The following is a 13704-nucleotide window of genomic DNA, read 5'->3' as shown; positions in this document are numbered from 1 at the left end:
CTTCTCAATAGCCATTTGATAAAAAAAGGCCCTTTGCTCCATCCATTCAAATGGAACAAAGGGCCTCTAGTCGTCTAGTCAGCTCCATGTTAAACGATTTATTTTAAAACATCCTCAACAATTTTCACAAATTCTTCAAGATATTTCTGATCAATGTGGTCAAATCGGTCTGTGATCGGGCTATCGATATCAAGTACCCCGTAAATGTTTCCATTTACGATAATAGGGATGACAATTTCCGACCGGCTTGCTGCATCACATGCGATATGTCCAGGAAACTGATGAACATCTGCCACCCGTTGTGTTTTCTTTTCTTTTACAGCAGCACCGCAAACGCCCTTCCCATAAGCAATTCGCGTACATGCCGGCAATCCCTGGAATGGACCAAGTACAAGCTCATCATTTTTCCACACATAAAAGCCGACCCAATTCACTTTATCCAAAAACTGATTTAATAGTGCTGATGCATTGGCCAGCAATGCTGTTTCGTCCGTTTCACCGTCCAATAAAGCATCTAATTGCTTCAGCAGCAATTGATAGTCTTCCTGCTTATTTCCGGAGTATGCTTTAACTTCAAACATATTTTCCAGCCTCCTCTCAGATGGGGTGTTCAAGATACTTCACAAAGTCATTGGATGATATGACAGGTGCAAAAATACTATTGATCCGCTCCATGGCAGCTGCTTCCTGCTCTGGCTTTTCACATCCTGTCGCATCTCCGATTACAATCGGCAAATAGCCGTTGTCACGCGCCAGACGGACATTTCCTTCTATGCACCAATCGAGGTGGACACCTGTAAATACGATGACCTCCACCCTTTTCCTGGCTAATTCGAGCGGAAAGGGCGTGCCGATAAAAGCGGTCTGCAATGCACATTCATGAAATTGGAGATCATCCGGCTCAACCAGTTCCTGTAATTCATCAACCAACTCATTGTCTCTTTTGATTTTTTCTTCCGTTACATCCAAACCTGCAACCCATGTCTCGTATTGGACTTTGTCGAAAATATTTTGAGGATCATTTCCACGATAAATATTGTAACCGATCCAATTGAATGAAACAAAATTGCTTGCTTTCCTTGCAGCCTTCAACGTTTTGATCGTTGCCGGCAAGCTACCGCGCTGGCGGTGATTTTCGTGTCCGAGAGCCCCGTCGCTCTCGTAGAGGCATTTATTCTGGCTTATAGAAACAAATGCGGCTCTTCTTTTTAAGATTTCCGCCAAGTTCAACTTTTTCCATTGAGGTGCAAGCTCTGGTATTGCATGAATTCCACCGATTTTACTCTGGGTCAATGTCGCCGCTGTCAATCTAATTTCCCCCATTTCTCATAAATCTATCAGACTCTGCTCTTTGAATCTCCCATTCTTTTAATTGTCTGCGTAAAATCTTTCCGCTTATCACTGTCTTTGGCAGTTCCTTCAATACTTCTATTTCCCTTGGTGCAGCGTGGGCAGCCAAGTTGTTTCTCACAAACACACGGATTTCCTCAAGCAGTTCTTTCGATTCAGAAAACCCTGGTCTCAATGTAATAAAAGCTTTCACCAATTCACCACGGATGGGATCCGGCTTCCCGATTACTCCTGCCTCGGCCACTGCAGGATGCTCAATTAATTTGCTTTCAACTTCAAAAGGCCCGATCCGTTCACCGGCAGAATTGATCATGTCATCATCTCGGCTTTGGAAGAACACATATCCATCTTCATCCTGATAAGCCAGGTCCCCAGATACATACCATCCTTCATATCTGAAATAAGCGTCAAATCTATCCTTGTTGCCCCAGATCTCCTTCATCAATCCGGGCCACGGCGTGCGAATCGCCAGCTGCCCTACAGAGCCCCTCGGCAGCTCTTGGCCATCTTCATCCAATATGCCGACTGTAATGCCAGGGAACGGACGTCCCATGGAACCTGGTTTAATCGTCTCTGCCGGCAAATTGACGATTAAGTGTCCGCCTGTTTCGGTCATCCACCACGTGTCATGGATGCGGACACCCAACTGCTCCCATGCCCAGTAGATTACTTCAGGATTTAAGGGCTCGCCGACACTAAGCACATGGCGCAATGAGGAAAGATCATAGTTTTTAATGACGTCGCCTTGTGAAAGCAGCATTCTGAAAGCAGTCGGTGCACTGTACCAGATCGTCACCTTAAATTCATGAATGAGTTGGTACCAGTTTTCAGCTTTGAACCGGCCTCCTTGAATGACGATTGTTGCCCGATTCAACCATGGAGCAAAAAGGCCGTATACGCTCCCAGTCACCCAGCCGGGATGGGACGTGCACCAATAGACATCGTCATCTTTCACATCAAGCACCCACTTGCCTGATACGTAGTGATGGCTCACAACGCGATGTGCGTGCAACACGCCTTTGGGCTTGCCAGTCGATCCGCTCGTATAATGAATGAGCATGCCATCTTCCGGATCCACCCACTCGACCAAGTCGCAATCGTTTTTACCATCAATAATTGTATTTTCAATGTCTTCGACATCCAAAATCGTTTGAAGCGAAGATATTTCTTTTTGCGGAACACGTTTGACCATCTCATTGTCTGTAATCAGTACAGTCCCCTTGCAGTCATTGATCCGGTCTTTGACGGCCTCTTCCATGAAAGCTTCAAACAAAGGACCGGCAATGGCACCGATCTTGATAATGGCCAAAATGGAAATGTAGCATTCAGGAGTTTTCGGGAGAAAGACAAAAACCCTATCTCCTTTTTTAACTCCATGACTCTTTAAAACTCTCGCGTAATGATCTGTTTTTTCTTTCACTTCTTTAAATGTCAGTGAACGCCTTTCGTCACCGTTGATATAATGAAGAGCCACTTTTTCGCCGTTGCCTTCGTCAACATGCCGGTCAATCGTTTCATAGGCAGCATTGAGTTTTCCGGTCTTCGCAAAACTTAGTTCCTTGGCAGCGTCATCCCATGAAAATGTATGTCGTAGCGCATCATAGTTTTCCAGATTATATGTCCCCGGAATTGATTCGATAATCTCCCTTTCTAATACTGCCATCATCTATACCTCCATTACGAAGAAATCAGGGTTTTGCCCGCTTTATTCAAATCTAGACTCTCCAATATCTCTGTTTTAAGTTCTGCCAATACATTGCTTCCTCTTGACCTGGGCCGGCTTTCATCTACTGTCAGTTCCTTGGCAATTTCTCCCGGCTGGCCTCGAAGGATAACGACACGATCGCATAAATATGTTGCTTCATCGATGTCATGCGTGACCAGTACGATTGTCGTCTTATGCTCTTTCCAAATATCAAGCAGCAAGTCTTGTAGCTGCATTTTTGTAAAAGCATCCAATGCACTGAAAGGCTCATCCAGTAACAGGATTTCCGGTGATGTGACGAGAGCGCGAGCGATTGCAACACGTTGTGCCATTCCGCCAGATAATTGCCTTGGATAAAGATCTTCGCATCCTCCTAAGCCGACATCTTCCAAGTATCGTTTTCCAAGGCTGATTTTGTCTTCCTTTTTGCCTTTCAATCCGAAAATGACATTTTCCAGCACGGTGATCCAGGGAAACAGCCGCGGCTCTTGAAAAATAAAGCCCGTTGCATCATGCACTTCTTTTGACGTTTGGCCGTTTATCACGATTTCCCCGTCATACTCATTATCCAACCCGGAAATCGCCCTCAATAACGTGCTCTTTCCGCAGCCGCTCGTACCAAGTATTCCGATAATTTCACCTGGCTTTGCAGATAGAGTGATATTCCGGACCGCTGTTTTTCCAGCGAATGTCCGACTGACATTTTTCAATTCCAAGCCCATCTTATTCCCCTCCGAATTACGACTTCACAAGCCGGTCCTGCCAATGCAATGTACGTGTTTCAATTACCTTAAGAATCCAGTCAGTCAACTTTCCAATGACGGCGAACAAGATGATACTTGCGATGATCGTTTCTGGGGAAAGTGTATTTTGTCCAAGAACTAGCAAATAACCCAATCCCTGACTTGCCCCCATCAATTCCGAAGCGACAACGAACATCCAGCCTAGGCCTAAACCGCTTCGCAGTCCAACAAGAAAGGAAGGGAGTGAAGCTGGCAAAATCACTCTGGTGACAAGCTGAAATGTACTTAATCCATACATTTTTCCAACTTCTATCAATTTTCTGTCGACACCTGCGATTCCACTGACGATATTTAAATATACAGGGAAAAAGACACCGACTGCGATCATCGTTACTTTGGAAGGTTCTCCAATTCCCATCCACAAGATGAACAATGGAACCCACGCCAATGATGGGATCGAACGGAAAGCCTGGATCATCGGGTCAAAAAGATACTCAGCCTTTTTGTAAAAACCGACAAATGAACCTAAAACCACCGCTACAGCCGTTCCTAATACAAATCCCAAGAATACGCGATAGGTGGTGATGCCGACGTGCCCCCATAAGGAACCGTCCTGCGCCATTTTTTGAATGGTTGCCAATATCGCCGAAGGGGCCGGGAGTTGATACGACGGAAAAACCCCCTGGCGGCTTAACACTTCCCACGACAATACAAGAATGATTGGCAGTAAACTTCCAAGTATGAACGGCTGAAAATTTCTCTTTTTTGTCCGAACCTTTTTCTTTTCCAACGTTCTTTCTGTAACAAGTACGGACGCTAATTCACCTTCATGCTTTGCCATTTTACTTCGCTCCTACCCGAGTTTATTTGCCTTCAATTGCTTCTTTTGCAAATGACGGATCAATTAATTTTGAAGTCAACTCTTCAAGATCGGCTCCTGAATCGATAACATCACTTTCTTGTAAAATTTTACCCGCTTCTACAAGCGCTTCTTTTTGAACATCTCCTGGTAAAGGCTCTGAAAAATCGTTGCGTTCAAGCTGAATACGTGCCACATCCTCTGGGATGCTCGCCTCTTCCGCCAATAGTTTTACAGCTTCTTCAGGGTTATCAAGCACCCATTGTCTTGCCTTCTCGTATGCTTTGATCACACGCTCTACATATTCAGGATGTTTTTCAGCAAAATCTTCCCGTACATTTAAAAATCCGTAAGTATTAAAATCAGGATTGCGGTAGAACAGTTCGGCTCCTGATTCAATTTCCAAGCGAGCCATATGAGGGTCAAGACCTGCCCATGCATCTACCGATCCATTTGTCAGTGAAGTCGCTCCGTCACTATGCTGCAGGTTAACAATCTCCACATCATCAACTGACACACCTTCTTTATCTAAAGCACGAAGCAAGAAAATATAAGGATCTGTTCCAAGGGTCGCTGCCACTTTTTTCCCTTTTAGATCTTTTACTGATTTAACTTTGGAATCCGCTGTTGTTACCAGCGCAGTCCATTCAGGCTTGTTAGCGATATAAACGTTTTTAATCGGCGCTCCTTTAGCCTTTGAAATCAATGTGGCAGCTCCTGCGGCTGATCCGAAATCAACACTGTTGCTGTTTAGGAATTCCAAGGCTTTATTACTGCCTTGGCTTAATGTCCACTCAATCTTAATGCCGTCATCTTTAAACTCATCTTCCAAGAAGCCGAATTTTTTCAATACCAGGCTTGTTGGCGAGTAGTAAGCGTAGTCCAATCTGATTTTTTCCGGCTTTCCTTCAGATTTCGCACTGGAGGAACAACCGGTGGTTACTAATAAAACAAGGCCTAAAATGCTGAGTGCTAAAATTGATGAAAGTTTTTTCATTGTTGTATTCCCCTTCTCTTTTTCCCTTAAATCTCACATGCATATGTTGAGATTGTTCCACGTAATCTCTGTGCCTCTTTATACGTACATCTATTATGGATAACCGGAATTCCAGCATCTTGTGCTATTTCTGCTGCCTCAGGAGATATGACTCCTTCTTGGAGCCAAAAAACTTTCGGCTTCACTTCTACAGCCTCTTTGGCAACACCAATCGCTGCTTCAGGACTTCTGAATACTTGAACAACGTCAATCTGGAAAGGAATGCTTTTTAGATCGGGATAAGCTTTTTCTCCCAAAATCTCTGTCTCTCTTGGGTTTACAGGAATAATTTTGTAGCCAAGTCTTTGCATTTTCCGAGCCAAACGGTAACTAGGCCTTGCCTCTTTTCCGCTTAAGCCAACGATTGCCAATGTTTTTTGGCGGTTGATTTCCTGACCATTTTCCAATACTCGTTCCGTTGCGGAGTTTAAGGCCCAGCGGATGATTCCCTCATCATTGATCACAATGGTCTGTTCTTCTTCGGCACCAATACCTGTTGCCTTTGCCAACGCTTGATTGAGATCGTTTTGAATATCACGCAGAGATTCAATTCCAACCGACAAGCGGACAAGCGATTCGCTCACACCTGTTTCTTCCAGTTGTTCTTTGGTCAGTTGCTGATGCGTTGTGGAAGCCGGGTGGATAATGAGCGATTTCGCGTCACCAACATTGGCCACATGTGACCACAATGAAACGTTGTTGATCAAATCTTTTCCTGCCTCTTTTCCGCCCTTGATGCCAAATACAATGATGGAGCCAAAACCGTTATTAAGAATTCTTTTCGCCAGTTCATGGGATGGGTGGCTTTCAAGTCCAGGGTAGGATACCCATTCCACTGCCGGATGATTTTCCAGGTATTCCGCAAGCTTAGCAGCATTTCCGTTATGACGTTCTACACGTAAATGCAATGTTTCAAGCCCCTGAATAAGCTGGAAGGCATTTTGCGGGCTTAATGCTGCGCCAAAATCACGAAGTAATTGAACCCTGACTTTTGTGATAAACGCCAATGTTCCGAAATCAACTGCATATCGAATTCCATTGTAGCTCGCATCAGGTTCTGTGAATTCAGGAAATTTTTCTGTATTCCAGTTAAAGCGGCCTCCGTCAACAATGACGCCTCCAATGGACGTTCCGTGCCCCCCGATCCATTTCGTAGCTGAGTGGACAACGATATCTGCTCCGAGCTGAAGCGGTTTACATACATGCGGAGTTGCAAATGTATTATCGATGATCAGCGGTACTCCTGCTTCATGTGCAACTTCTGCTACTGCTTCAACATCCAGCACTTGCAGGCCAGGATTTCCAATGATTTCACCGTAAACGGCTTTAGTTTTATCAGTAATAGCTGCTTTGAAGTTTTCCGGATCGGTTGGATCAACGAATTTCACATTAATTCCGTAGCGTGGAAGTGTGACAGCAAAAAGGTTATATGTACCGCCATAAAGGTTCGTTCCCGCTACAATTTCATCGCCGGCACTTGCCAAGCTCAAGATGGATAACGTAATGGCTGACATTCCTGATGATGTGGCCACAGCCGCTACGCCATCTTCAAGCAAAGCCAACCTTTTTTCGAATACATCCACTGTCGGATTGCCAATGCGGGAATAGATGTTTCCCGGCTCATCCAAGGCGAATAGCCGTTCAGCATGCTCGGTATCATGAAAAACAAAGGAAGTCGTTTGGTAAATCGGAACCGCCCTTGATCCGGTAGTTGGATCCGGGGCCTGACCCCCGTGTAGTGCTAATGTTTCAAGGTCATACGTTGTGTTTTTTACAGATGTCGTCATTTCAATTTCCCCCTGTTCAGTAAATAAAAAAGCTCTCTTCCTAAGAAGAGAGCCGATTAATTTTTTCGATTTTCTCTTCTTATCTTCCAGGAATGCCTCCTGCAGGAATTAGCACCTTATTAAGCAAGCAAATATGCTTAATGGTTGCCGGGCATCATCGGGCCAGTCCCTCCGCCTCTCTTGATAAGAATCTGCTTATTTATTTTTGATATAAATGCACAATAACGGATTGCAAGGAGGCAGTTCCTCAGCCCCCGCGCGATTTGACTCGATCCTTGCGCCAATGGCGCCTGGAGTCACACATAACACATACTGGTTGAATAGAAAACGTGAGTTAATTTTATACGATCTTCTATCACTACAATAAAAAAACCTCTCATGAAAAGATGAGAGGGTATATCTTAAATCTCCTCTTATCTTTCCGAGCAAAACGCTCAGCTGGAATTAGCACCGTTTAAGTATCAAACTTAAGGTTGCCGGGTGTCATCAGGCCAGATCCTTCCACCACTCTTGATAAGAAAATATTCAATTGGTTTGCTTAATTGTTAAATAGAAGTCTAGCACGGGACTTTTTCGTTGTCAAATGTTTTTTTAAAAGTTTTCCGATTCATTAAGTTTGTTTAATTGCAATACAACGAGTTGGTACCTGCGTCTGACGAAATTTCAATTTGTTGCTGGAGAATCATTCTTTTCCGGTTCATCAGCACGACTTTCCACAATCTCTTTTAACTCCCGTTTATCACCTTTCGCATTGATGATTTCCAATATTTGGTTCAACCCTTCGCTGGTCTGGTCGTTATTATTTTTCAACGCTTTGCCTCCTCGTATTTGCCTATACTTAGCATTCCGCGTTTGGACTTTAAAGATTCTCGTTAAATTCCATTCAGCAGTTCCAGACTTTTCAAAACATGCTCCAAAAATGGGACAATTTCCCTCATATTATTCTCGCTTATTTTCGTCTTGAATTTTACTTCTATCTGATCCAGGTAACCGGAAAGTTCTTCCCCGTATTCGAAGCTCAGTGTTTGCGACAGTTCAATATCATTTTCCCAAACAGCGTACAGGGCCTTCTCGATCTTTCCGCATTGCACGGGCACTTCATGAATACGCTTATAAAAGCGTAGTACAAGAGAACAACCAGGGGTTGCAGCCGGCATTTCAAGAATTTCTCCGGCTAAATCTTCCAGAGAAGCAGTCAAGACGACTTCCGCTGTTACATCCAACTGGCCGGTTAACGCGAATTGTATGGAAAACTTCCTGGAAAGAACGGCATAATCCGTGAGGTCCGCCCTATTAACAATTGTAATTAAGCCGTCGATATTATCCAGATCATATATGCGATTTTCAAATGCCACTTTTAAATTTTCAAAATGGGTCGGATCATACATTTGCGCTATCCCTTCCAGATGATATTTTTACTTTTAACGCCAAGAAAACTGAAACAACCAACAGGACAATTGTGAAACTTACCACCCCATTCCAGCCATAACGGGACCAAAATATCCCTCCTGCCGATCCCCCGAAGCTGGAGCCCATATAATAGGCAAACAAGTAGAGTGACGATGCCTGGGCGATATCGTGCGTGGCATGGCGGCTCACCAACCCGCTGGCAACAGAATGAGCACCGAAAAAACCGAACGTCAACACGACAATTCCAATGATCTTATAAAATAGAGAAGTGGGAAGTGTCAACACAACGCCCACCAGCATGAGAAGCGTGCCTATAATGATAAACAGCGGTCGGCCAAATTTATCACCCAGCATGCCAAACCAGGCGGAACTGAATGTCCCCACAAGGTAAACGATAAACAACCATCCAATGATCGTCATACTTAAATGATAGGGAGGCTCCGCCAGCTTAAACCCCAGATAATTATAAATGGTGACAAAACCGCCCATCAGGAAAAAAGCGATCAAAAACAGCGATATCAGTACCGGATTTTTCACATGGGAAATAAGCGTTCCAAAAAGACTTTTTAATTTTAATGGCTGTGGTTGAAAATGTTTTGATGGTGGAAGAGCCCAAATAAAATAGATGCCTGCAATCAAGCTGATTACTCCCAAAAGGACCATCCCTGTTTGCCAGGAAAATAGATCTGTCATGGTTCCCATGATGACCCTTCCTGAAAGTCCTCCAATCGTATTTCCGCTGATATACAGGCCCATCGCAGCACCGACACTATTCCCTTCTATCTCTTCTCCCAAGTAAGCCATGGCAATGGAGGGGATTCCGGCAAACGTAAAACCTTGAATCACCCTAAGTATCAGATGAAGCTCAAAAGTTGGGGAGAATGATATCACCACAGTTAAAACGGTTGTAATGATAATGCAGACAGACATGATGTTTTTTCTTCCCCAAGCTTCAGAAAGTGATCCGAAAATAAGCAATCCAAATGCAAGTGAGAGTGTAGTCAATGACAAAGACAGACTTGCCATTGTCGGTGTTACGTTGAATTCCTTTGTAAAAATAGGCATGATGGGCTGTGTCATATATAAGTTGGCAAACGTAATGAATGCCGCGGCAAATAACGCAAGATTCGCTTTTTTAAAAGTCTGGGTCCCCTGCCGGATATAGTCTTTTACTTGATTATCTTCATTTATCGTCATCATACAGTTCCATTCTACGATTTATTAAAACCAGAAATTTAAGCTGCTGGCTTTCCCTTTTATAATGGATGATTCATTTTTCTTTGTAAAACAAAAGAGTTTGAATGATTCCTGAGGGCCAACTTTGTTATTCTTTGACTTTGGAAACCACCATTCCGTCACCGATCGGAATGAGCAATGCTTCCAATTGGGGATGGCTTGCGACAGTTTCATTAAATTTTCTCATATACTCGGTGTAACGCTTGGGCTTTGTATCACCATTGGCCACGCTTCCGCCTGCAAGGACATTATCGGCCACAATCAAAGCACCCGGCTCAGCTAATTTAATGCAGTATTCCAGGTAATTTTTATAATTACTTTTGTCTGCGTCGATAAAGAAAAAGTCAAACCGTTGATGGTCAGCGGCCAATGCTTCAAGGCTATCCAATGCAGGTCCAGTCATATAAGAAACCTGGTCGTTAAAGCCGGCTTTAATTAGATTGCTATGGGCCAAATCTGCGTATTTCTCTTCTAATTCCAAAGAAGTCAATCTTCCTTCCTTGCCGAAACCTCTAGCAAGGCAAATTCCGCTATAGCCCCCAAGAGCTCCAATTTCCAATATGTTTTTAGCCCCTGCTATCGATACAAGCATCGTAAGAAGCTTTCCGGAAGAAGGAGATACTGAAATAGAAGGCATGCCTTTTTCTTTTATTGACAAAATAACCTCTTCTAAAATCGGATCTGAATTGTGAAAAACAGTATCGATGTAATGGTTAATTTGTTTCATTGGATTCGATTCCTTTCTCATCATCTTTTTCCAAAGGTCTGTCCGACGCTTCGCTCTCGTGGATGTCAAACAACTGAATGAATTCGTTGATCACCATATCAATAGCTTTTAATTCACCGACCAAGATTTGACGAACAGAATCAAACTCCGGTTCTTCTAACTGCTGCTTAATGGTCGAACGCTTCACCTGCATCATCTGTAAAAAGGCGATCGCCCGCCCCCTGCGGAAAGTTTTTGGTCCGCGATGATGCATTCTATTTGCACGCTGACCGCCGTAATGTCCATTTTTTTCATATTTCATGCCAACCCCTCCTTTGTATACATCTGTATACACTAATGCTATTGTATACAGATGTATACCAAATATCAACTTAAAGAAGAATGCCAGAAGCGCAGCTATGGGGCAACGGCTCCTTAGCGTTCTGTTGCATCTGCAGCTTTAGAACCTCTTGTTCCTTGGTCCGGCAACATAATCCAATATCTTCATTCCCACGATATAGACAATGATCATTTCTTAACCCAAAAAACACATCACAATATTGTGATGTGCTGCACTAAACTTTTACACTCTAACTTTTACTTCAGCAAAAATTCTCTTTATCGCTTCAATTGCTGTGTCTATATCTTCTGTGGCTATCCCTCTGTGTGTAACAAACCTGATTCTATACGGGCCAGCAGAATTTGCCAAAATCTCATGTCCGTGCAGTTTTTTGATAAATTCGTCTGCATCCAATCCGGATCTTGCAATAGAAAACATGATGATGTTCGTTTCCACGCCTTCTGCATCAATATCGATTCCATTAATTCGTGCTAATCCTTCAGCGAGTTTTTTTGCATGAAGATGGTCCTCTTGCAAACGGCCAATTATTTCCTCCAAAGCAATAATACCTGCAGCTCCGACAATCCCCGCCTGCCGGGTCCCGCCGCCCAGCATTTTACGCCACTTCCTTGCTTTTTCAATAAAATCCTTCGGACCTGCCAAAATCGACCCCATTGGGGCACTTAAGCCTTTGGATAAACAAAATTGAACTGTATCCGTATACTTGGTAATTTCCTTAGGATCCACACCTAATCCAACCGCCGCATTAAATAATCTGGCACCGTCCAAATGGACAGGAACTCGATACTTTCTTGATACCCGGTAAACCTCTTCCATATGATGTAAAGGAAGAATACGCCCTCCTGAATCTCCGTGAGTATTTTCCAGACATATTAAAGCAGTTTTGGGACAATGAATATCATCCTCCCGAATGGCCGATATGATGTCAGAAATCGGCATCTGACCATTTACCCCTTTAATGGTTCTTGCCTGAACACCGGCGATTGTCGAAAGACCCGCCGTTTCATAGCTGAAAATGTGAGAGTGTTCTTCTAATATGACTTCGTCTCCTCGTTGTGTATGGGATAAAACAGCCACTTGGTTTCCTTGAGTTCCACTTGTGACAAACAAAGCGGCTTCTTTATCCACTATCTTTGCAGCAAGCTGTTCCAAGTGATTGATTGTTGGGTCTTCCCCGTACACGTCATCCCCAACAGCAGCATCCCGAATGGCATTTCTCATTTTTACTGTCGGCTTTGTCACCGTATCACTTCTCAAATCTATTGGCATTTGGAGGGCTCCTCTCATATTGGCTCTTATATTAATACTAGCAAAAAGCTGATTTGCTTCACATACAAATCTACAAATTAGATTTTGAAAATAAAAAAGGTTTTTACATAACTGCCATCGAAATGATATATAGCTTGGATAGGGAGGGAAGAACTATGGATCAGAATGCGCTTCAAGCTTTAAAAGAAAATGTATCAATGCCTGTCATCATGGCGCCTATGTTTTTAGTATCAAGCCCACAAATGGTCATAAATGGTTGCAAGGCCGGAGTCATCGGCTCTTTTCCATTATTGAATGCCCGTACTGCGGATATGCTCGATCAATGGATGGAAGAAATCAAACGGGATTTAAAGGCGGCAAAAGAACAGAATCCCCGGCAGCCGGTCGCTCCATGGGCGGTAAACTTTATCGTACATGATACAAACAAGCGGTATAAGGAAGATTTGGCACTTATCAAGAAGCATCAGCCGCCGATTGTCATAACATCGTTGGGAGATCCAAGTCCAGTGGTTAAAATTGTGCATGAATACGGAGGCCTTGTCTTCTCAGATGTGATATCAACTTATCATGCAAAAAAAGCGGCTGAAAAAGGAGTGGACGGGCTCGTTCTTGTTTGTGCAGGAGCTGGCGGCCATGCAGGGACTATTAACCCTTTTGCCTTTATGGGAGCAGTGAAGGAATTTTGGAATGGCATCACTATTTTATCAGGAGGGATTTCAAACGGAGGTGATGTTCTGGCTGTGCAGGCAATGGGGGCTGATTTCGCCTATATGGGAACCAGGTTTATCACAGCAGAGGAAAGCTCCGCTTCAAAAGACTATAAAAATATGGTAATCGACTCCACACTGGATGACTTGATCTATACGGATGCCTTCAGCGGAGTGAAGGCCAACTACCTTAAGCCAAGCATCAGGAACGCCGGCCTTAATCCCGATACACTGGAAAGCAATGCAAAAGCGGATTTCTCAAGTATGAACAGCACCGGTTCAAAAGCTTGGAAAGATATATGGTCAGCCGGACAAGGAGTGGATACGATACATAAAATGCAGCCTGTAGAGGAAATCATAAGTGAATTAAAAAAATCGTATGATCAGGCAAAAAAAGATTTATTGAAGGAAAGTATAACAACATAATGAATGGTTATTCATTCATTATTCACTAAAACGATGAGCCGACCGGGACTGATCATTTAACCCCCGGCGGCCTATCGTGATTTAATATATCCCCACCCCATCTCGTAAC

Annotated in this window: 14 protein-coding genes and 2 riboswitches; of the genes, 1 reads left to right on the top strand and 13 read right to left on the bottom strand. The window is 43.6% G+C overall.

The features are described from left to right. Positions 1–98 precede the first annotated feature (98 nt). The 13 genes from C509_RS0110340 to ltaE all read right to left on the bottom strand — a co-directional run bounded on the left by C509_RS0110340 (position 99) and on the right by ltaE (position 12462). Positions 99–581 carry a GAF domain-containing protein gene (locus C509_RS0110340; protein ID WP_018706861.1) on the bottom strand — a complete coding sequence of 161 codons (483 nt, stop codon included), beginning with the start codon at positions 579–581 and terminating at the stop codon, positions 99–101. Between the two features lie 16 nt (positions 582–597). Then, complete coding sequence (locus C509_RS0110335) at positions 598–1308, bottom strand: isochorismatase family protein (RefSeq protein ID WP_018706860.1); 711 nt, start codon at positions 1306–1308, stop codon at positions 598–600. Between the two features lies 1 nt (position 1309). Beyond that, positions 1310–3013: an acetate--CoA ligase gene (gene acsA, locus C509_RS0110330; RefSeq protein ID WP_018706859.1), complete on the bottom strand. Its 1704-nt coding sequence runs from the start codon at positions 3011–3013 to the stop codon at positions 1310–1312. 14 nt (positions 3014–3027) lie between these two features. Continuing rightward, positions 3028–3777 carry an ABC transporter ATP-binding protein gene (locus C509_RS0110325; RefSeq protein ID WP_018706858.1) on the bottom strand — a complete coding sequence of 250 codons (750 nt, stop codon included), beginning with the start codon at positions 3775–3777 and terminating at the stop codon, positions 3028–3030. Positions 3778–3793: 16 nt separating this feature from the next. Continuing rightward, the gene (locus tag C509_RS0110320; protein WP_018706857.1) at positions 3794–4639 is read right to left on the bottom strand and encodes an ABC transporter permease; all 846 of its coding nucleotides are present in this window, start codon (positions 4637–4639) and stop codon (positions 3794–3796) included. A gap of 22 nt (positions 4640–4661) precedes the next feature. Beyond that, the gene (locus tag C509_RS0110315) at positions 4662–5654 is read right to left on the bottom strand and encodes an aliphatic sulfonate ABC transporter substrate-binding protein (RefSeq protein WP_018706856.1); all 993 of its coding nucleotides are present in this window, start codon (positions 5652–5654) and stop codon (positions 4662–4664) included. 26 nt (positions 5655–5680) lie between these two features. Further along, positions 5681–7480 (bottom strand): PLP-dependent aspartate aminotransferase family protein, encoded by a 1800-nt coding sequence (locus C509_RS0110310; protein ID WP_018706855.1) that lies wholly within the window; start codon positions 7478–7480, stop codon positions 5681–5683. A gap of 76 nt (positions 7481–7556) precedes the next feature. Then, positions 7557–7670: riboswitch (SAM riboswitch) on the bottom strand. 220 nt (positions 7671–7890) lie between these two features. Beyond that, positions 7891–8000: riboswitch (SAM riboswitch) on the bottom strand. Positions 8001–8143: 143 nt separating this feature from the next. Then, positions 8144–8290 (bottom strand): hypothetical protein, encoded by a 147-nt coding sequence (locus C509_RS26480; protein WP_018706854.1) that lies wholly within the window; start codon positions 8288–8290, stop codon positions 8144–8146. 62 nt (positions 8291–8352) lie between these two features. Continuing rightward, complete coding sequence (locus tag C509_RS0110300) at positions 8353–8868, bottom strand: hypothetical protein (RefSeq protein ID WP_018706853.1); 516 nt, start codon at positions 8866–8868, stop codon at positions 8353–8355. Next, on the bottom strand, positions 8861–10090 hold the full coding sequence (locus tag C509_RS0110295; RefSeq protein ID WP_018706852.1) for an MFS transporter: 1230 nt from the start codon (positions 10088–10090) through the stop codon (positions 8861–8863). Before C509_RS0110295 ends, C509_RS0110300 begins: the two co-directional genes overlap by 8 nt. Before the next feature lie 124 nt (positions 10091–10214). Then, positions 10215–10853 carry an O-methyltransferase gene (locus tag C509_RS0110290; protein WP_018706851.1) on the bottom strand — a complete coding sequence of 213 codons (639 nt, stop codon included), beginning with the start codon at positions 10851–10853 and terminating at the stop codon, positions 10215–10217. Continuing rightward, the gene (locus C509_RS0110285) at positions 10840–11154 is read right to left on the bottom strand and encodes a hypothetical protein (RefSeq protein WP_018706850.1); all 315 of its coding nucleotides are present in this window, start codon (positions 11152–11154) and stop codon (positions 10840–10842) included. Before C509_RS0110285 ends, C509_RS0110290 begins: the two co-directional genes overlap by 14 nt. 261 nt (positions 11155–11415) lie before the next feature. Beyond that, positions 11416–12462, bottom strand: coding sequence for a low-specificity L-threonine aldolase (ltaE, locus tag C509_RS0110280; RefSeq protein WP_018706849.1), 1047 nt, complete (start codon positions 12460–12462; stop codon positions 11416–11418). Positions 12463–12617: 155 nt separating this feature from the next. On the opposite strand from ltaE, the gene C509_RS0110275 reads away from it, so the two are divergent. Next, the gene (locus C509_RS0110275) at positions 12618–13595 is read left to right on the top strand and encodes an NAD(P)H-dependent flavin oxidoreductase (protein WP_018706848.1); all 978 of its coding nucleotides are present in this window, start codon (positions 12618–12620) and stop codon (positions 13593–13595) included. Positions 13596–13704: the final 109 nt, after the last annotated feature.

The sequence above is a fragment of the Siminovitchia fordii DSM 16014 = CIP 108821 genome (assembly GCF_000374565.1).
Classification (GTDB): domain Bacteria; phylum Bacillota; class Bacilli; order Bacillales; family Bacillaceae_C; genus Siminovitchia; species Siminovitchia fordii.
Note: the sequence above shows the minus strand (reverse complement) of the source record. Positions and strands in the feature narration are given on the sequence as shown.